The organism is Bradyrhizobium sp. CCBAU 25360, assembly GCF_028128695.1.
Lineage (GTDB): Bacteria > Pseudomonadota > Alphaproteobacteria > Rhizobiales > Xanthobacteraceae > Bradyrhizobium > Bradyrhizobium ottawaense.
In genome coordinates this window covers 51856-70186 of sequence record NZ_LBJA01000035.1, presented here as the reverse complement: position 1 = coordinate 70186, position 18331 = coordinate 51856, and the positions used below count along the sequence as shown (strand labels likewise).

The 18331-nt window shown below is 61.4% G+C and carries 24 protein-coding genes; 10 read left to right on the top strand and 14 right to left on the bottom strand.

The window, feature by feature from the left end; translation table 11 throughout:
* The first annotated feature begins 18 nt into the window (after window positions 1-18).
* Complete coding sequence (locus XH81_RS12125) at window positions 19-1299, top strand: amidohydrolase family protein (RefSeq protein WP_038949310.1); 1281 nt, start codon at window positions 19-21, stop codon at window positions 1297-1299.
* 408 nt (window positions 1300-1707) lie between these two features.
* Here XH81_RS12125 and XH81_RS12120 read toward each other — a convergent pair whose 3' ends face one another.
* The gene (locus XH81_RS12120) at window positions 1708-2316 is read right to left on the bottom strand and encodes a bifunctional transcriptional activator/DNA repair enzyme AdaA (protein WP_271596205.1); all 609 of its coding nucleotides are present in this window, start codon (window positions 2314-2316) and stop codon (window positions 1708-1710) included.
* Between the two features lie 55 nt (window positions 2317-2371).
* On the opposite strand from XH81_RS12120, the gene XH81_RS12115 reads away from it, so the two are divergent.
* The 6 genes from XH81_RS12115 (at window position 2372) to XH81_RS12090 (ending at window position 8710) form a co-directional block, all read left to right on the top strand.
* Window positions 2372-3601 carry an MFS transporter gene (locus tag XH81_RS12115; protein WP_271596204.1) on the top strand — a complete coding sequence of 410 codons (1230 nt, stop codon included), beginning with the start codon at window positions 2372-2374 and terminating at the stop codon, window positions 3599-3601.
* A gap of 131 nt (window positions 3602-3732) precedes the next feature.
* Window positions 3733-4494, top strand: a complete 762-nt coding sequence (locus XH81_RS12110) for an IS5 family transposase (protein WP_271596203.1) — start codon at window positions 3733-3735, stop codon at window positions 4492-4494.
* A gap of 1416 nt (window positions 4495-5910) precedes the next feature.
* A complete protein-coding gene (locus XH81_RS12105; RefSeq protein WP_038949313.1) occupies window positions 5911-6870 on the top strand; it encodes a DUF3618 domain-containing protein in 960 nt (319 codons plus the stop codon).
* A 12-nt stretch (window positions 6871-6882) separates the two neighbouring features.
* Complete coding sequence (locus tag XH81_RS12100) at window positions 6883-7563, top strand: hypothetical protein (protein ID WP_038949314.1); 681 nt, start codon at window positions 6883-6885, stop codon at window positions 7561-7563.
* On the top strand, window positions 7560-7976 hold the full coding sequence (locus XH81_RS12095) for a phage holin family protein (RefSeq protein WP_038949316.1): 417 nt from the start codon (window positions 7560-7562) through the stop codon (window positions 7974-7976). The genes XH81_RS12100 and XH81_RS12095 overlap by 4 nt, the downstream gene beginning before the upstream one ends.
* Window positions 7973-8710 carry a hypothetical protein gene (locus XH81_RS12090; RefSeq protein ID WP_271596202.1) on the top strand — a complete coding sequence of 246 codons (738 nt, stop codon included), beginning with the start codon at window positions 7973-7975 and terminating at the stop codon, window positions 8708-8710. The genes XH81_RS12095 and XH81_RS12090 overlap by 4 nt, the downstream gene beginning before the upstream one ends.
* 83 nt (window positions 8711-8793) lie before the next feature.
* Here XH81_RS12090 and XH81_RS12085 read toward each other — a convergent pair whose 3' ends face one another.
* The 4 genes from XH81_RS12085 to XH81_RS12065 all read right to left on the bottom strand — a co-directional run bounded on the left by XH81_RS12085 (window position 8794) and on the right by XH81_RS12065 (window position 10746).
* Window positions 8794-8997: a GlsB/YeaQ/YmgE family stress response membrane protein gene (locus XH81_RS12085; protein ID WP_049806618.1), complete on the bottom strand. Its 204-nt coding sequence runs from the start codon at window positions 8995-8997 to the stop codon at window positions 8794-8796.
* 87 nt (window positions 8998-9084) lie between these two features.
* Window positions 9085-9537 (bottom strand): YidB family protein, encoded by a 453-nt coding sequence (locus XH81_RS12080; RefSeq protein WP_271596201.1) that lies wholly within the window; start codon window positions 9535-9537, stop codon window positions 9085-9087.
* A gap of 394 nt (window positions 9538-9931) precedes the next feature.
* On the bottom strand, window positions 9932-10393 hold the full coding sequence (locus XH81_RS12070; RefSeq protein ID WP_244429154.1) for a sensor histidine kinase: 462 nt from the start codon (window positions 10391-10393) through the stop codon (window positions 9932-9934).
* Window positions 10390-10746 (bottom strand): sensor histidine kinase, encoded by a 357-nt coding sequence (locus tag XH81_RS12065; RefSeq protein WP_244429155.1) that lies wholly within the window; start codon window positions 10744-10746, stop codon window positions 10390-10392. Before XH81_RS12065 ends, XH81_RS12070 begins: the two co-directional genes overlap by 4 nt.
* A gap of 230 nt (window positions 10747-10976) precedes the next feature.
* Between XH81_RS12065 and XH81_RS12060 the strand changes: the two genes are divergently transcribed.
* Entirely contained in the window at window positions 10977-11342 is a 366-nt protein-coding gene (locus XH81_RS12060) for a response regulator (RefSeq protein ID WP_038949320.1), read from the top strand.
* 217 nt (window positions 11343-11559) lie between these two features.
* Here XH81_RS12060 and XH81_RS12055 read toward each other — a convergent pair whose 3' ends face one another.
* The 3 genes from XH81_RS12055 to XH81_RS12045 form a co-directional block, all read right to left on the bottom strand.
* Window positions 11560-11730 (bottom strand): hypothetical protein, encoded by a 171-nt coding sequence (locus XH81_RS12055; RefSeq protein WP_193375315.1) that lies wholly within the window; start codon window positions 11728-11730, stop codon window positions 11560-11562.
* Between the two features lie 61 nt (window positions 11731-11791).
* Complete coding sequence (locus XH81_RS12050; protein WP_038949321.1) at window positions 11792-12109, bottom strand: hypothetical protein; 318 nt, start codon at window positions 12107-12109, stop codon at window positions 11792-11794.
* A gap of 23 nt (window positions 12110-12132) precedes the next feature.
* Complete coding sequence (locus tag XH81_RS12045) at window positions 12133-13230, bottom strand: DUF1236 domain-containing protein (protein ID WP_038949322.1); 1098 nt, start codon at window positions 13228-13230, stop codon at window positions 12133-12135.
* A 206-nt stretch (window positions 13231-13436) separates the two neighbouring features.
* Here XH81_RS12045 and XH81_RS12040 point away from each other — a divergent pair, with 206 nt between their 5' ends.
* Window positions 13437-13664 (top strand): hypothetical protein, encoded by a 228-nt coding sequence (locus XH81_RS12040; protein ID WP_038949323.1) that lies wholly within the window; start codon window positions 13437-13439, stop codon window positions 13662-13664.
* 267 nt (window positions 13665-13931) lie between these two features.
* On the opposite strand, the gene XH81_RS12035 is transcribed toward XH81_RS12040, so the two are convergent.
* The 4 genes from XH81_RS12035 to XH81_RS12020 form a co-directional block, all read right to left on the bottom strand.
* Window positions 13932-14444, bottom strand: a complete 513-nt coding sequence (locus XH81_RS12035) for a PRC-barrel domain-containing protein (protein WP_038949324.1) — start codon at window positions 14442-14444, stop codon at window positions 13932-13934.
* Between the two features lie 120 nt (window positions 14445-14564).
* Window positions 14565-15605 carry a glycosyltransferase family 4 protein gene (locus XH81_RS12030; protein ID WP_038949325.1) on the bottom strand — a complete coding sequence of 347 codons (1041 nt, stop codon included), beginning with the start codon at window positions 15603-15605 and terminating at the stop codon, window positions 14565-14567.
* A 447-nt stretch (window positions 15606-16052) separates the two neighbouring features.
* On the bottom strand, window positions 16053-16451 hold the full coding sequence (locus XH81_RS12025) for a hypothetical protein (protein WP_271596200.1): 399 nt from the start codon (window positions 16449-16451) through the stop codon (window positions 16053-16055).
* Between the two features lie 11 nt (window positions 16452-16462).
* Entirely contained in the window at window positions 16463-16663 is a 201-nt protein-coding gene (locus tag XH81_RS12020) for a hypothetical protein (protein WP_038949328.1), read from the bottom strand.
* A gap of 274 nt (window positions 16664-16937) precedes the next feature.
* Here XH81_RS12020 and XH81_RS12015 point away from each other — a divergent pair, with 274 nt between their 5' ends.
* Window positions 16938-17357 (top strand): hypothetical protein, encoded by a 420-nt coding sequence (locus tag XH81_RS12015; protein ID WP_038949329.1) that lies wholly within the window; start codon window positions 16938-16940, stop codon window positions 17355-17357.
* Window positions 17358-17435: 78 nt separating this feature from the next.
* On the opposite strand, the gene XH81_RS12010 is transcribed toward XH81_RS12015, so the two are convergent.
* Both XH81_RS12010 and XH81_RS12005 read right to left on the bottom strand, forming a co-directional pair.
* Window positions 17436-17846: a hypothetical protein gene (locus XH81_RS12010; RefSeq protein ID WP_049806619.1), complete on the bottom strand. Its 411-nt coding sequence runs from the start codon at window positions 17844-17846 to the stop codon at window positions 17436-17438.
* Between the two features lie 84 nt (window positions 17847-17930).
* Complete coding sequence (locus tag XH81_RS12005; RefSeq protein ID WP_038949331.1) at window positions 17931-18269, bottom strand: DUF1236 domain-containing protein; 339 nt, start codon at window positions 18267-18269, stop codon at window positions 17931-17933.
* Between the last annotated feature and the right edge of the window lie 62 nt (window positions 18270-18331).

The following is an 18331-nucleotide window of genomic DNA, read 5'->3' as shown; positions in this document are numbered from 1 at the left end:
GGAGCACAGGAGGCCATCATGTCCGCGTTGTCGCGTCGCGATTTCTTGGCACTTTCGACGTCAGCCGCAGCGGTCGGTCTCGCCTCGCCCGCGCGTGCCGCCATGGGGCCAAATGACAAGTACGATTTGGTGATCCGTGGCGGTGAGGTACTCGACCCCAGCCAGTCGCTGCGCGCCAGACGCGATATTGGCATTCGCTGGGGCCGGATAGAAACGGTCCAGGAGACGATCGCGGCCGAACGCGCGCTGAAAAGCATCGACGCGTCGGGCAAGCTCGTGATGCCAGGCCTCATCGATCTGCACTGTCACGTCTATCCATACGGTTCGGCTATCGGCATTCCCGCCGACGAGCTCGTGCAATTCCAGGGCACCACGACCGTCGTGTCGGCAGGTGATGCCGGCGTCAACAATCTGGCGGCCTTGCGCCGCTTCATCGTGGCGCAGACCCGAGCCCGGATGTACGCCTTCCTCCACATCGCAAATAACGGCCTCTCCGCAGCCCCCGTGTCAGAGCTGTACAACATCGACAACGCGCAAACCGAGGCCTGCGCGATGGCCCTTGCCGAGAATGCAGACTTCCTGCTCGGGGTCAAGGTACGCATGTCCGAGAACGTCATCTTCAAATACGGGCTCGAGCCCCTCAAACGCGGCATCCAGGCCTGCGAAAAGTGCGGCTGGCCGGCGAAGATGATGGTGCATATCGGCGGGGTCGAGACCAAGGAGTTGATGTCGCAAATTCTCGACTTGCTTCGCTCGGGCGACGTGCTGACCCACGCCTATTCAGGCGCCCCGAACATGTCCAACGTCTTCACGAATATCGTTCAAGATGGCAACCTGCTGCCTGCGGCCCTGGCGGCCAAGCAGCGCGGTGTCATCTTCGATGTCGGTCATGGCGGTGGCAGCTTCGATTTCACGGTGGCTGAAGTGGCGATCCCGGGCGGATGCACGCCGGACACCATCTCCTCCGACATCCACGTCTTCTCCGGCAATTCGCCGGGCATCCCTTTCCTGCCGAATGTCATGAGCAAGTTCATGGCGCTTGGCTTCACGCTCGAGCAGGTGGTTGCCATGGCCACGACTTCTCCGGCGAAGGTCATCAATCGTGCGCCGATGATTGGCACCCTGCAGGTTGGAGCGCCCGGAGACGTCAGCGTCATGGAACTAGTGGAGGGACCGGTCAGCTTTCTCGATACCCGCAACAACAAGAGGGACGGGAGGGCCTATCTCAAGCCGATCCAGACCGTTATCAACGGTGTGCCGTTCGGCCGGCCTTATCAGGCTCCGTTTGCAGTGAGATAGGGGATTGGTCAGCAATCTCAGCTCTTGGAACCGTTTGAACTAGTGCCTCCGAGTGAGCTATCGATGCATTAAGGTTGCGGGATCGCCTCGGCAAGGCGTCATTATTCTCTAGCCCTGTTGCGCTGCATGGGTCTGCTTCTGGGCCGCATGAGACTTGTCGCTCGCGTGCCGATTTCCGCTGTTGACCGATACTGTTGAAAAAGTCGAAAGTAGAGAGACAGCAAAAATCTCGCTCGGATCAGCTCTAGTCGAGTCTTGGCAATAAAGGCCGTTGCCACGAGACTAGGCCGTGTACCTATAAATGCAGCGGCATAATATGGCGAGGGCAATGTCCGCGATCCTCCGACAGCGGCTAAGTTCGTGCGGCAGCGCAATATGTCCCGATGAGGGAAGGCCCGTGTTAGCTGATCATGCCTTCGTCCGTCGAATCGCCGTCGGTGGGCGCTTGTAGACCTCCGCAAATACTGTGTTGAAACGCCGTAGGCTGCGGAATCCCGATCTAAGTGCAATCTCGGTCATCGGAAGCTTCGTCTCATCCAAGAGACGCTTCGCCCGTTGAATACGCCCCGTTCGCGCGACTTGGGCGGGACTTGCGCCGACATATTTGTTGAACAGCCGCGATAGATGCCTTGGTCCGATGCCGAGACGTTCCGCCAGTGCTTCGACCCTGGCATCATCCAGTGCGCCACCGCTAATCAAACGTAGGGCACGCTCAACTGTCGTCCGTGAGCCTTTCCAAGCTGGAGAGAACGGCGCGGTTTCGGGACGGCATCTGAGGCACGGTCGATATCCCTCCTGCTCTGCTGCAGCGGCCGAAAGATAAAACGTCACGTTATTCGCCTTGGCGGGTCGCACGGGGCACACGGGTCGGCAATAGATCCTCGTTGTTCTGACGCCCGAGAAGAACAAACCGTCATAGCGCGGGTCGCGGTTCACTCGCGCCTGTTCGCATGCGGCAGCATCGAGTGTCTCGATGTCTGTTAAGACCGACGACGGAGTCCGATTCCGGCGAGCCATAACACGCTCCGATTGCTACCACGCCATCAACCTATCAGCATGAATGAGCGAGACAATGGGTGACGAAAAGCGTTTCGTTGGTTGGTCGGTGGCATGGGCTGCCTTTACCTTGGCGGTGTTTGCCTGGGGCATCGGTTTCTATGGTCCTTCGGTCTTCCTTCAGACTCTGCACGCTTCGCGCGGATGGCCCATATCAGAAATTTCGGCTGCCATTACCTTCCACTTCCTGCTCAGTGCGCTCCTCGTCGCGCATCTGCCCGAAATCCATCGCAAGATTGGTATTGCCGGAACCACACTGGGCGGTGCACTTCTGATGGCCATCGGGTTGATCGGATGGTCCGTTTCGTGGGAGCCGTGGCAACTCTTCTTGGCGGCTATTCCGAGTGCGGGAGGTTGGGCCGCGACCAGCGGTGCAGCCTTGAACGCAATAGTCGCCAGATGGTTCGACCGCGATCGTCCGAAAGCAATGAGTCTGGCATTCAATGGCGCAAGTGTCGGGGGAGTTCTGTTCGTGCCGTTGTGGCTCTTCTTGATCGATCAATTCGGCTTCCAGAACGCTGCGCAGGCGATCTCCATTGTTGCTATCGGTGTGATTGGGGGGCTTTCTGTCCGTTACTTCAAGCTGACTCCAACGAGCCTTGGCCTCGGCCCGGATGGCAACGGAGTGCCTACACTTGTCGCGAAACCGGGGCCGAGACTATCTCGCTCCGAGATTATTCGGATACCAGGATTTATCACGCTTTCGGCAGCGTTTGCTCTTGGCTTGTTTGCGCAGATCGGCCTCCTGTCACACTTGATAGCCCGGCTCACACCCGATCTTGGTGCGGCAACTGCAGGCTTGCTTCTCAGCTTAGCGACGGTATGCGCAGTAATCGGACGGAGCCTGACAGGTTGGTGGATCGGAGATCACGACCGGCGGATCGCTGCAGCCATCAACTTCGCTATCCAGACCATAGGAGTTCTGCTGCTCATCCTTGGCAATGGATGGATCGTACTGACATTTGGTTGCGTTGTCTTCGGCCTGGGGATCGGGAATCTCACGACTCTGCCGCCATTGATCGCGCAGAAAGAGTTCAATCGCCAGGACGTCTTGGCTGTGGTTGCCCTGATCGTCGCGATCAATCAAGCAGTTTTTGCATTTGCGCCAGCCATTATTGGAGCCTTCCACGATGCGACTTCAGGCTATGGTCTGGCGTTCGGGATTGTCGCTTGCATCCAGCTTTTGGCTGCAATGGTTGTTCTCCTTGGCCGCGAGCGCGTCCTTCCGTCCAGGAAGTCCGCTTAGGTTGTTTGACCGGTTCACCATGCATCGTTGGCTGGTTGCTGTCCGCTCGTAAGTGCCGTACCAGGCCGACCAACGACATTGCTTTCGGCCAGACTCCCGTGATTCAACCTCCCGAACTGGGAGCTCGAATCATGCGCTACGAACTCGCAGATTATGAATGGACTGCGATCAAGCCAATGCTGCCGAACAAGGCGCGTGGCGTTCCCCGGGTAAACGACCGGCGGGTTCTCAATGGAATTTTCTGGATCTTGCGATCCGGAGCACCCTGGCGTGATCTGCCCGAGGCGTTTGGTCCGTACACTACTTGCTACAACCGCTTCGTTAGGTGGCGGCGGGCTGGTGTCTGGGGCCGCATCATAGACGCACTTGCCGCTGCCCACGATGCCGCTGTCCAGATGATCGACACCTCGATTGTCCGCGTGCATCAGCATGGAGCCTGCGTCACAAGGAACCAGCGCCAGGCGATGGGAAGGTCGCGCGGCGGGCTGACCAGCAAGATTCATGCGGTCGTCGATAGCAACGGTCTGCCGGTACGGCTGGCGCTGAGCCCTGGTGAGGCCCACGACGTTCGACTCGCCGGAAAGCTGCTGTCTCGACTGAAATCGGGGTCAATGCTGCTTGCTGACCGTGGCTACGACGCAGACTGGATCAGGGAGCTTGCCACGAGGAAGGGCGCGTGGGCCAACATCCCGCCCAAAAGCAATCGCAGCGATCCGATCTGCTTCAGCCCCTATCTCTACCGCGCTCGCAACCAGGTCGAGCGGTTCTTCAACAAGATCAAACAATGTCGCCGTGTGGCGACACGCTACGATAGGCTTGCCGCCAACTACCTTGCCTTCGTTCAACTTGCATCAATCAGGCTGTGGCTGCGCCTTAATGAGTCCACGTCCTAGGAAAACACACAGCGATCCCGCAAGGAATGACGTGGTCCCTCGCGTCAGACGGCGTCGAGCGCACCAGCAGCCTTTAGAAATTTGGGATGCGCGCCACAGAGGACTTTTTCAACAGTATCGACCCGAAACAGACTTGTAGGGATGCATAAAATTATTGCGTTCTGCTATGCGACAGGTTGATGTTTTACGGTTATTCAATCGCGGCATAAGGTGCTTAAGCGGTCGGGCGGAGGAGACCTATGGCAGTATCGCGAATAGTCCGCGCATACTCCGAGTTGGTCAATCAGTGGCAGTTGATCGTCGAGCGACCAATCTCGAAAGAGGCCAAGCATGAAGAGTGCATGTCGCTGCTGCGCGAGTTCATCGAAGGACTTGCTTGGACCCGCATACGCGGGCTTGATAGGCCGCTTCGGTTCTATGCCGACATGTTGATATTAGAGGGTCTTCTTCGGCCAACTTTCGCAACGGACGAACTGGGCGAGGTCGCAATCCGGCCAGGCTATTTTCTGGTAAAGGACTGGTTGGACGAGCATCGCAGGCGATAGGCCACCTCGATTGGCTTCCCACCGCGGATTTGCTGGTATGTCCGGAATTGGCCCGTGGCTGACCTCCCCTTTCGGTTTCGCAGGGTCCGCCTTCAGGGCTGAGCGGAAAGTCATCGTGGAGACGCCGAGGGAAGCCTTTGACGTTTAGCAGTCGTAGCAGGCGAGGAGACACGGCGTCCGAACACCGGCCGCCACCCTCGTTCAACCAAGCCTCGCCTTGCAGCAGCGTCGTTCCGACACCATAGTCGCAGGATTGCAACTTTTTCCCGGTTGGACTGTTGGGGTCATACCCGGTCGCGACGGTTGCGCCGGCTACAGGGAGGCACAATACATGAAATGGATTTGCAGGCTTAGCTATCTGACGTGCGCTGTTGCCATAGCTTCTACAACGTCCGTCTCGGCCATGCCTGTTGCAACTTCGAATGCAATTGGTGGACCTGCCTCGACCGCGATCGAAGTCAAAGGTGGCCACGGTCATGGCGGCGGCCACGGATGGGGGCACCGCGGTAGCCGCGGCCATCATTACGGGTGGGGAAGGGGCCGTGGCCATCACTATGGCTGGAGCCGCCACCGTCATTGGTGAATCATAACCAGGGCCGCTCAATCGCGGCCCTTTTTATTTCGTGGGCCAGACGGCGAAGCGTTCTCTGGCCCTGACGTTCCTCGCGACAGCGTCTTCTTACGCCGGCGTCTTCTCCGCGGATATCCGGCAAGCAGCTTTACCGCTATCGCTGAGCACTCCCCTTCCCTTAAGCAAAACCGTTTTGTCGCCAGGCAGGCTGCCAAGCGATGCGAGGAACGATTCAAGAAAGGGTGAGTTCGATTCTCAAATTCAAGAAAACAAATTCAAGAGATATGAAGAGGTAACCCGATGACACGATCCGTGGAGGAGTTGAGACGCGAGTCCGAGCGCAGCCGCGCGGAGCTGGCCGCGACGGTGGGGCGATTGAGGGAGCAGATATCGGACACCGCCGATGACATTCGCCACAAGATCTCGCCGCAGCACATCAAGTCCGAAGTTACCGAATACGTCAGCCATAAGACCCAGAGTTGGGTTGACGGGCTCAAGCAACAGATCATGGACAATCCGATGCGCGCAGTGGCTGCGGGCGGCGCAATCGGTATCCCGCTGCTCCGCTTGGTGCGAGGCACGCCGCTGCCACTTCTCATGATCGGCGCCGGACTGGCCCTGACGTCGAAGACGGTGCGGGATCGCGCTGCAGACGTCACCGGCCCGGTCATGGACAAAGCGGAACACATGCTTGGGGACGTGACGGAGGGCGCCCGAGCCGTACAGGGTGACGCTAAGGAGACGCTGTCGTCCGCCCAAAGCCGAGCCGCCGGGATGGCTGCTGACGTGCAGGACAAGGCCGCTGGTCTCGCCTCTGACCTGCGGGCGAGCGCAGCGCAGGCTGCCAGCTTCGCAAGTGAAAAGCTGAAGAGCGGCATGGACGCCGCCAAGGATGCCGCTGCGAACGCGCCTGAGCAGGCCCGACAGACCATCGGCGACAATGCCGCCCTGATTGGGGGCTTGGGCATCGCGATCGGCGCCATCATTGCTGCCGCTCTTCCTGAGACCAAGGCTGAAGCCAAGGTGATGGGCCGGGCAAGCGACGGAGTGAAGCAGGCTGCGGCCGCTGCAGCGCAATCCGGATTCGGGGCGGCGAAAGATGCGGCTACATCCGCAGCCGACGCTGCGACGCAAAAGGTCGCCGAAGCCGATCTTGGCAGCCATACCAGCCGTATGACGCGGAACATGGCGGACACATTGAAGGAGGCAGCCGAAGACGTGGTCAAAGCTGCCTTTAGCCCCTCTCAAACCAACACTTGAAGGAATACCATCATGAGCGATTTGGACCCACACAACGTCACCCAATTCGGAAAGAACCAGGACAAGGGCGCCGCGAAGGACTTGAAAGAACAGCTTGGTGAGGTCGGAGCGGAGATGAAGCAGCGCGCCGGCGATGCTTTCCAGGCATCGGCCGGTCTTGCACAGGATAAGTTCGGCGAGGCCGCGGATGCAGCGAAGGGCGTCGCAGACGGGGCCGTTGACCAGATCCAGAGCCAGGCCCGCGAGCAGCAGCGGTCCGGCGCCGAATTCATCGAGCGCCTGGCGGGCAACATTCGCGAAGCCGGCCGCGCGTTTGAGGCAGACGTGCCTTTCGCGGCCCGGGGGATCGATTCCGCCGCCGACTATGTCGAGGACGCTGCGCAGAAGATCCGGGAAGGGAGCTTCAGAGATCTCCTCCAGGGTGCGACCGATTTTGCCAAGCGTCAGCCCGCCGCCTTTCTCGGGATATCGGTGCTGGCAGGGTTCGCGGCCGTCCGCTTCCTCAAGGCATCGGGCGAGCGCTCGTCATCCTCTCAGCAGCGCGACACGACAGAGAGATCTTCGTCGTCGCAACACGGTCAGAGGCCGGGCGGTTCGTTCTCGGCGGGACAACAAACCTGGTCTCAGGGCTCTATGCAGCGTAGTTCTGATACGAAACAAACCTCGTCGGCACAGGGCAGCAACGTACCATGAGCATCGAGCGCAATATCAAAACCAGCCAGGGCGAATTCAGGGCTGTCTCGACGCTGCTCGGCGACGCCCTGTCGCAGTTCGCCAAGCTCTTCCAGAATGAAATGGACCTGGCAAAGGCGGAGCTCGGCGAGAAGCTTCAGAAGATCGGTGGGGCGTTAGGCCTGATTGTAGGTGGCGCCGTTCTGGTGATCCCGGCGATCATCATGGTGCTGTTCGCCTTGTCCGCCGCGTTGATCTCGGCCGGATGGTCGCCGGCTGTCTCCTATCTGACCTCGGCAGTAATTGCGGGGGTCATCGCCGCCGTACTGGTTGCTATCGGCGTCAACCGGCTCGATGCGCGTCAGCTGACCCCTCGGGAAACGATCAGCCAGCTCGAAAAGGATAAGGATACGGTGAAGGGGATGGTGCGATGAGCAGCGCAAAGAGCAGCTTTATAGACAGTTTGGTGACCGCCGCCCGGGAAAACCCGCTCGCCGCCGCGCTGATCGGAGGCGGAGCGCTCTGGTTGCTCGCGGGCGACCAGAGGCTGAAGAGTGCGGCGCGATCGGCGACGGAGGCCGTTGCATCCGCCGCCGATGCTGGGACGAGTGGTCTCAGGTCGGCGGCATCCGCGGTCAAGCAGACCGTGGCGCCTCCGACCGCACCTGAGATGGACGACCAAGGGTCGATGGGCGCCGGAGACACGTTTCAGGGCGCGACCGCTGCCGCTTCCGATGCGATGGCGGGAGCTGCCGACAGCGTGCGCGACCGCTTCGACGAGGGAGTCGCCTTTGCACGGGAGCAATTCAACAAACTCGGCAGTTCGTTTCCCGACAGACCGACCGTCAACAGCGCGAAATCGTCACTTACGGATGTGCTCGAGCGGCAACCTCTCGTTCTCGGGGTCGTGGGTATCGCGATCGGTGCAGCGGTTGCAGGCTCGTTTCGCGCGTCCGATATCGAGAACAAGTACGTCGGCGACGTCAGCGACGATGTGAAGGCGGATTTGAATCGACGCGCCGGTGCCGTCTCGCAAGCTCTGAGGGAAGCTTCGGACACCGTCGTCGCGGAGATAAGCGACACCGGTGCCGAACTTGTGGACCGCCTCAAGCAAACTGGCTCTGATGTTGCCGCCGCTGCGCGTGCGGAGGTGAAGTCCCCTTCATAAGTGATATCGCAGGAGCCCGATGGCGACCGCGCGCTCCTGCGATCCGAGATGGTCGCTCAGCAAAAAGCCTGAATTGATGCTCTTCAAATCGCGCGCCTTTGTCGGCCGGCGAAGAGGCCATACACAAAGAGCACGATGATGGCGCCGACCACGGCACCAACGAGTCCGGCACCCTCTCCTGGACGGTACCAGCCAAGAGCTTGGCCGAGATAGGTTGCAACGAAGGCGCCGACAATGCCGAGAATGGTGGTGAGAATGAACCCTGATGGTTCGTTGTCACCCGGCATGATAAATTTTGCGATCACGCCTGCGATAAAGCCGATGATGATCGTCCAAATAATTCTCCTTCGAATAAACGACCCGTTCAACTGCTATTAGGCTGGTAGACGCCCCTCAGGCGTATACTTGTCGATCGCCTGGGGCAGCTCACGCGATAACCTTGCGAGAATTTCTTCTTGAGAGAGCCCGGTCTCCTTCTCGAGCTTGTCCAAGACGTCGTGCCCGATTGCTTCCCGGAGCTGCGGAGGCGAGATTTCCTTGTTCGGCCCAGAACTGACCCAAGACTTGGCCGTGTCTCCATGGCCGTTCTGGTTGAATTTCTCCAGGAGTTCGCCAATTCCTCCTTGCAGCAGGCCCCCAACGCCTGCGCCGCTCAACATACCTGTAAGATTTCCGAGAAGGCCGCCGAGCGGCTGCTGGGGGTTGGCTGGCTCCAGCGATCCGGCGCCCGGCCCTCTAAGCAATTCCGCGAGCTTGTCTCGATTTTGATACCCGGCGATCGCCAGCATTCCGAGAAGTGCGGTCATGGAGGGCATTCCGCGGCTCATCTTAGGACTCCTCAACAGGTTAAACACTCGAACTCGGGGAAGACAGCTGAGTTCCTAACGCCCGGCAGACAGGACGATGGACGCGGGCTCCCTTGGCACTCGGCGCGCCTCGCTTCTGGCCATCACCCGCTGCGTATCCCAAACGATGACTGCGCAGTCGGAACGTTTAGAAGAACGGCGGGTTCGGCTTAGCGCCGCGCCGCTTTCGGGGCGCTTGCCTTATAGGGCCGCCATGTCTAATGCGGATCGCTCCTCGTCCTGGGAAGATGAAAATGTCCCAGCCGCCGCCAGTCCGGCCTCGACCATCTTATCGCTGCAGATTGGCGTCGTCATCGTAGCTGCGCTCTATTTCGCAAGGGAAGTGCTTGTACCGATCACTGTCGCGGTTCTTCTATCATTCGTCCTCTCTCCACTGGTGAACTTCCTTCGACGGTTGCGGTTTGGCCGTTCCAGCTGCTGGGCGAGCAACTGGACGATGCGTGACCCCAATCCGCCGGGCTCTGCCCCCTCGGGCAGCGAACGAGACCGCAATGTGGCCGGGCCTGTCGCCGGGAAAAGCGTACTTCAGCGAGTTCGTGACAAGCTCGTTCGTGATCATGCCGATCGCGAGCGCATGGCTGCTGGCCAGGTCGATGTCCTCGCAGACCACCTGAAATGCAATCGGCCCGGGAGGCGCCAAAGACTGGAAGACCTTCTCCACGACGTTGTTCAAAAAGAAGCGCATGTTCACGGAGCTCGAATCCCGCTTTGGCGAGAGATGGTCGTAGGCCTCCGCCATCACCTGCAGGCGACGCGCGGTGGCCTCCAGCGCGGCCGCGACTTCCGAACCGCCATGTCTCGCCTCCAGCCTAATCATACCGCCAAGGATGCGAGGTTGTTCTTCGTCCGGTGAGCCATCTCCTGCAGCAGCAGGGCCTTCGTCTTGTCCGCCAAAACCACCCGCCCCAGCTCGGAGCGTTGGAATTCGGCGACGGCGGCCGTTCCGGCTGCGGTGATGGCGAAGAGAGCGTTAGTCGCCAAGTAGTCCATGCCGTTGTTGCCGGCATAGCCGACGTAGGCACCGACGGCGACCGCGATGATGACTGCGAAAATTCCAGAGCCGCGGTCGAAGACCAGGCCCGAGAGAAACACACCGGGAAGCAGCAGGAAATATCCCGGCGAACCCGTCTGCATCTGCAGTGCCATCTGCAGGACGGCGCAGCCCAGCATGATGCACGTCGAAATGGCGTACCTGGCTACTGTCGGAAGCCCATGCTCCAGGACGAGAGGGAAGAGCCTGTTCATGGACCGAGAACCGCCAGCCACGCATGCCCGTTCCTCACTACGGCGCGTCGGCTCCAGGCCACGGGACCAGCTCTCTCGCAAGCTGCATCAGAGCCGGGAACGACCGCAACGTTGCGCCGTTCGAATGTGAGACACTAAATCCACAAGAGCCACCAGTGAGCGTACTTCTCGTCGAAGACGATCCTCTGATCCGCGAATTCGTCGTCGATGCCCTGCGCGAGGCCGGCTATCACGTGATCCATGCGAGCACGGGAGAGGAAGCGCTCGCTTGGTGCGACCGCCGCGTCGCGGATGTGCTGATCACCGACGTGAGGCTACCCGGACAGGTCGACGGGTGGCAGATCGCGGAACGCTGTCGGGAGCAGTACCCGAATTTGCCGGTCGTCTACGCGACCGGCTTCTCGCCGGTCCCGCCTCGCCCGGTCCAAGGCAGCCGTATCGTGAGAAAGCCCTTCCACCCGGACGAGATCGTGCGGGTGGTCAAGGAATTCGACCGAGTGAGGGGTGCGCCGCCGGGTTAGCGATCAACCGGCGGACCTTCGGAATTTCAGCGGGGTTGGACGCGGAAGGTTCAAACTTCCTTCACGCAGGAACGAAGGCTCCAGTGCCAAGTTTTCCCAATGCCCCTGCCCCAGGGGCGAACCCCGTACTGGCCCCAGCTCATAGCCCCCTAGCCCCCAGAGCTGGGGCCTTCTCTGTACGGGTCTTTCAGAAAAGCTCTAGAGAAATCGCTCGAGACTATTCGCCGGCCGCGGGAGCGGCGGAATCCTGGGCGCCGAGCAGCTTCAGCGCCGTCTCGATTTTCGAAAGCACCGCCTGGATCTCGGCCCGCTCGTTCGGACCCGGATCGGTCTCGAGACGAGCGAGCAATTGCTCTTTCTGAGCTAGGAGCTTCGCAACAGCCGACATCTCATCATCCCCACAGGAAATCGACCGAGAAAGGGCCGCTCGAGAGCGGCCCTTTCGTAGTTCACCAGCTTCGGGTGCCGAAGCTGAAACCGATGCTCGGCCCGCCGCCGTAGTAGCCGTAGCCGCGATCGTAGTAGCCGGGACCGCCGTAGTAGCCGTAGCTCCGGCGGACCACATACCCGTCGTCCCCGCCGTAGTAGCGCTGGACGTAGCGCGGGCCGCGGGTCCGGTAGCAGCGACCGTACTCGTCACAGACGAGCCGGACCTGCTCGGTGCCGCCAAGCTCGGCCGATGCGATGGCCGCAGGTGCGAGCGGGGCGGCATTCGCCGACGCCGCCATCAGGGTCGCCGTGAGCGCTCCCAACACGATAGTCTTCATGGTTCTTCTCCTCCGTTGCGAGATCAATCGATCTCTTCGATGACGCGACGCTCATGGGGTTCGACGATGTAGGTGCGGCTGTCCCGGTTGATGTACCGGTACTCGCGAAGGGTCGGAGCATCCCGATAGACCTCTTCAGGGAACGCCTCGATCTCCACGCCTTCCGGCACGCGCTCGCCGGTCCGGAGCTCGGTCCGGACCGAGCTGCCGGTGGTCACCCGCTTCTCGCGCTCGACCGGGCGCGCCTTCGCGTGCTTGCGGGCGACCTCGCGATCGCGGTCGCTGAACGTCACCTTGCGCTGCTCGGTGCGCGCCGGCGCCGACGCGGTCGAACGGCCCGAGTACGGCAGGACGGTCACGATCTTGTAGGTCGATGGTTCGATGATCACGATCTCATCCTTCACCAGGACGAAGTTGTAGCCCCGATACTGCGGCACGATCTCGACGACCTCGGCCGGCAGCGGCTGCAGCCGGACGTCGCGCGGGACGACGGTGCCCACCGACAGGGAGAAGTTCACGTTGGTGAGAGGCTGCACGTTCAGGTGCGAGATTGACGTGCTGATGCGGGTCCGCTGCTGGTCGTTGATGTTCACCGACGCATTCACGTTGGTGTTCGACGAACGATCCGCCGTGTTCTGCTGATTGTTCGGCTGCTGCGCGGTTTTGGTCGAGCCGCTACCCGGGGGCGACTGCGCCTGGTTAGTGCCGGAAGCCGGCGGATTGGCGCTCTGCGTCGTGCTAGACGGCGAGTTGGTCTGCGCCTGGTTGGACGGCGTCGTGGACTGGTTCGTCGGCTGATTGGTCTGCGCCTGGTTCGTCGAGTTGCCCGAGGCGGGCGCCTGGGTGGTGTTGGTGCCTGACCCGGAATTGGACGGCGGGCTACCAGCGGTCTGGTTGGTCGATGATGGCGACTGGCTCTGAGCCGAGTTGCTCGAGGGAGTGGTCTGAGCCGAGCCCGATGAATTCGAGGGTGTCGACGTCGGAGAGGACGGCGTCGCCGTGGAGTCCTTTTGCTGCGTTGCGGACGGAGTGGAGCTCGACGTGCTCGGAGATGATTGCGCGAATGCCGAAGTCGCGATGGCGACGGCAGCGGTCGTTGCCAAGAATAAACGCTTGTTCATCTCTGAAACCTCCTAAAAGCAGACGTCGGTTAACCCGAAGGGCCGGTCTCGGTTCCGTTTCGGGAAAATTCGGCAATTTCTTCCGCAGGCCGGATAATTCGTGCTGTAGCGAAATGGCACGACGGGTTAGTGGGGCGGGAACAACCGGAACTTCGACGAAGAATCTCCGTTGGCAGTGACTACCTGCGAACACTGAGGAGGACATCATGAAGAAGCTGATCGTGTGCGGCGCGCTCGCCGCTTTCGCCCTCGGCACCCAGGCCGCCAGCGCCGCCGAGTTCTACATCGTGCGCGATGCGACCACCAAGAAGTGCACTGTTGTCGACAGCAAGCCGACCACGACCACCACCACGGTTGTCGGCAATGGCGTCTACAAGACCAAGGTCGAGGCCGAGTCGGCTGTCAAGACCACCAAGGTCTGCACCGAGCAGTAAGCGACCATTCGCGGGCCGACAGGCCCGCGAACTACTGACAGCAATTGGAGGAGAAAATGCCCGTTTTGATTCTTTGGGCCGTTCCCGCCGTTCTCGTTGTTGGCGGCGTCGGCTATTTCCTGGTTCATATGCACTAAACTACTAGCTTTCGCACCAACGGCCCGTCCGTCTCCCCGGACGGGCCGTTTCTGTTTGGCGGGCGTGATCGAACCTCAAAGAAAAAGGGGCCTCCGATGGGGGCCCCTCAATCCGAGAATGCTTGGTCCCTCAGTTGTAGTCCGAATACTTGAACTGCGGCAGCGCCTTCAGCTGCTCCTTGTTGCCGCTCATCACCGCGTGGTCCGGGACCCAATCGTTCGTGTTGCGGTTTGTCGTGCTAGTCGAAGCCGCGCCGGTGGTCGTCGTCTCGCGCGTAGTGGTCGAGTTGCCGGTCGAGCTGGTCCGAACCGGCTCTTCGACGAATTTCAGCTTGTCCATCGAGACCGCGATGTCGTGCTCGCCCATCCCGAGGAAACCGCCGATACCGATCACCACAGCATTGATCTTGCCGCTCTTGTCGACCAGCAGTTCGTTGATGTCGCCCAGCTTCTCGTTGGCCTCGTTATAGACGTTCAGGCCCATGAGCTTCGAAGCGCGCCAATTGTCCTTCAGCATCATCTTGTCGGCGGGTTGTGCGGTGGCCGCCGGCGCGGCGCGGTCGGCCGGCTGAGCGGATTGCGCGAACGCGGCGCCGCCGATCACGGCAGTGCTCAGCAGAGCGACGGCAAGAAAGCTTTTCATCGAATTTTCTCCTCCAGGTGACGCACCCGTTCGGATGCCCGCCCCAACGCGTATGATTGCCGCTTGTTCCCAGATCGGAACGTGCGACGATCTCTTCGATCCTGCGCGCTCGGATGCGCCTCAGGCGAGACAGCCTCCGCGAGCGACCAGCTCGCGATAGCTTTCTTCGTAGCGGCGGGCCATACGGTCGGCTGCAAATCGCTCTTCGAAACGGGCGCGGATCCTACTCCGATCCAGCAGGCCCGCTTTCCCGACCGCCTCGATCGCCTGCTCCTCGCCATTGACTATGAAGCCGGTGACGCCGTCCTCGACCACTTCCGGCACCGATCCGGAGCGGTACGCGATCACAGGCGTACCGCAAGCCATCGCTTCGATCATGACGAGACCGAACGGCTCCGGCCAATCGATCGGAAACAGGAGCGCGGCAGCCCCCGCGAGGAAAGGCTCCTTGCGGGCTTCGTCCACCTCGCCGACGAGCTTGATCTCCTTGCCGTCTATCTCCGGCTCCAGCTTCTTTTTGAAATACGCCGTCTCCGCCCGGGGTATCTTAGCCGCAATCCGCAGCGGCATCCCGACGGCGCGTGCGATGCGTATCGCATCTTCGGGCCCCTTTTCCGCCGTGAGCCGTCCGAGAAACGCAAGATACGAACCGCTTTCGAACGACGGTCGAAACTGGTCCTTGGGAAGCCCATGGGGGATCGTCGCGATCCAGTTCGCATCCGGAAGCGGACGGCGCTGGTTGTCGGAGATGGAGACGAAGGGGGCCTCCGGAAAAGCGCCGATCACGTCCGCCAGGCCGGGAAGGTCGAGGCGTCCGTGCATGGTCGTCAGAAACGGCACTCCCGTGCGTCTCAGGACCGGCAGCGGCAACCAGTCGATATGGGAGTGGATGACGTCGAAGTCGCGCGCGCGCTCGGCTATCGCCTCGATGAGCAGCGCGCAGGCGGCGTTCGGATCGGCGCCCCGCCGCCCCAGGCGCAGCGCGCGCGGCCATACGGGGTGGAGCTTGGCTTTTGTGCTGGAATCTCCGCTCGCGAACAGGGTGACGTCGTGACCGAGATCGATCAGTTCGTCCACCAGCCAGGCGATCACCCGTTCGGTGCCGCCGTACAGCTTCGGAGGAACGCTCTCGGCCAAAGGGGCAAGCTGGGCGATCCGCATCGAGCTAGGCCCCGAATGCGCTGCGCAAGCCAACCACAAGGACTGCGGAAATGAGAAAGGAAATCGCGAGCAGCGTCCAACTGGGCCGTGTGCTTCCGTTGGCAACGCGCGCGACAAGTATTTTCATGCACGTCAACATTCGTCTTTGGGGAGCCGGTGTAGGTAGTAGGCTATTCCGAAGGTCGCGAGGTCTTCGGTGTCGCTCTGTCGCGCTTCCCATCTCCGATGCAGGTAGCGCTCCATAAGGCAGCGTCGGCCATCATGAGCGTCGACGTCGGGGTGCCGTGCCCGATACGCCGTCCAGGCGGTCTCCGTGGCATTTTTCAAGACGACTTCGTCGACCATCTGCATGCTCCCGGCGACCGATCCGATCGCTGGCAACTCGTCAGGGTCAGCAAAAGTTTCCAGTTTTTCCCGGTTACCCTCGCGAACCGGACAAGCGCGCGTTCAGCAAGCTTTTGCGCGGGCCCGCTCACGTGCCGCACGACGGCGCTGCAGCCGCTGGCTTCGGCCAGCGGCGAGAGGTGGGGACGCCGCTGGACTTGAAGCCGGCGGATCAACGGCGGGCGCCGGGCTCTCTGTCCTCGGCTCGGCAGGCTTGGCTTCCATGAGCTCGAGCACGGATCGGCCCTTCTCCGTTATTCGCCATCCGCCATTCAGACGCTCGACCAGTCCTTGCGAGAAGATGTCGAGCTCCGGCACGCGAGCGGCCAAGCGCTTGGTGCGGTCCGCCCAGTCACGCCCGCTCGTCGCCAGGATCGCCATGTCGCGTTTGAGGTCCGCCATGACGGCGAATCCATCGGGATAGCTCACCAGGATCTTGAGCACGGTGACCTGGAAGTTCACCCCGCCTTCTCCTATCGTCCCGTCGTCGGCGCGTCGTGGAGTGCCTCGCGTCCGACCTGCTTCAGCCTCTCGGGCGAGGTGTCGCCGTCGGTGGCCGCTTCCAGCATTCTCGAGGCAACATGGGTGCGTGCCGCGGTTTCGTGGCGCGAGACGTCCTCGCAGACCTCGTCGAAGACGGCGCGCAAGAGCGCGGTCGTGGCCGGATCGAACATGGGAACCCCCAACGCGAGAAGAGTTAGTCTACTCGGAAACGCTGTACGGTGAACTCAACAAAGTTAACGCGGTCACATCAAGCGAAAGGCCGTCGAGAGCTTCCGCGACGCAACATGAAGAGAACCCAACCGGGACTTGCTGTTGTGGTCCAAGCTCGATCCTCTCGAGCGAAGCTGCCCAGGCGCCGATGTCGGCTCGCCGCCGGGCGAGCGAAACCATTGCCATTTTTTCCCGTTGTCGGTGGGGCGCACGAACAACTTGAAAGGATGCTCAATGAAGAAGATTGCAATGTCGGCGCTGATGGTCGGCGCCCTTGGTCTCGCCTCGGTAGCCACCACGGCCCCTGCCGAAGCTCACTGGCGAGGCGGCTGGGGCCCGGGCATCGCTGGCGGCCTCGTCGCGGGTGCCGTGATCGGCGGCCTCGCCTCTTCGGCATATGGGTGGGGACCGGGTTATGGCTACTACGGGGGCCCTGGCTACTATGGGGCTGGCTACTATGGCGGTCCCTACGCCTACGACTACGGATACGACGAGCCCTATCGTTGGGGCGGCGGCTACACCACGACCTACTACACTGCGCCGGTGTCCTACGGTCATCGCTATCGCCGCGTCGTTCGCCCTGCCTACGCCTACTATCGTGGGTCCTATCCGGTCGTTCGTCATCACTGGCATCGGCACCACCGCCACTGGTGAGTGCGGGCGCACGTGAAAGCGACGAAGGCCGCACCCCGAGGGAGCGGCCTTTTTCCTTAACCCCAGTCACGCTTCCGCTCACCACCATCTGCCGGCAAACGGATCAGTCCGCTCGAAGGCGAGACGCTTGTCTGATGTTCGCTTCTGCAGCTTTGCCGATCGCTTCGGATGTGTGAGGACCGCCGCAGCGCGGGCCGGCGCTTCCTTTCGGGTCTCGCCGGAGGGTGCTGCGGGCACGGCGGCCATGGCTTCTCGCAGCGGCTCTTCCGGGACCGGGTCGGCCTGCGCGAGAATCGGCGCTTCGGCCCGCTGGCTGGTGTCGAAGACAATCTTCTCCGGGATGCTCCTCGCCGATTTTATGCGGATGATGGTCCTGTCGGGGTCGGCCAGGGCGGCGGCTTCGACCGGTGCGGGCAGGTACCGATCCGCAGCGAAAAGCAGCGCCAGCAAGAACCCGCCGACGAAGACGAAATAGCGCAGAATCGGCATGTACGGCCGCTCGCAAATGAAATCAGGGGATCGGCCGGGCCGGATGGGTGGCGGGCCGCTGCGATCAGCGACCCGCCGGGAAACTCAGTCGATCTCCTGGACGACCGTGCGGGTCGACGGATCGACCAGCATTACGCGCTCGCCCGAGTAGACATAGCGGTACTTGGTAAGCGAAGGACCCCAGTCGGCAGGCACCGCCTCGAGCTCGACTTCACGCGGCACAGGCTGGCCGACCACGATCTTCTGCTGCACCGGACGAACCTTATGCTCGGTAACGTAGGTGCGGATCTTGGTGCGGTATTCCGGCTCGATCTGCACGGCGGCCGCATGACCAGTGCCGGTGGTGGTGACGACGGTCGACTGCGCCATCGCGCTCGTCGAGATCAGCGCCGCCAGCGCGGTCGTCAATAGAAGCTTGTTCATGTTGTTCTCCTCGCCGCCATATGCGGCATCCGAGAACCCGGGAATGATGGCAAGGTTCCGGG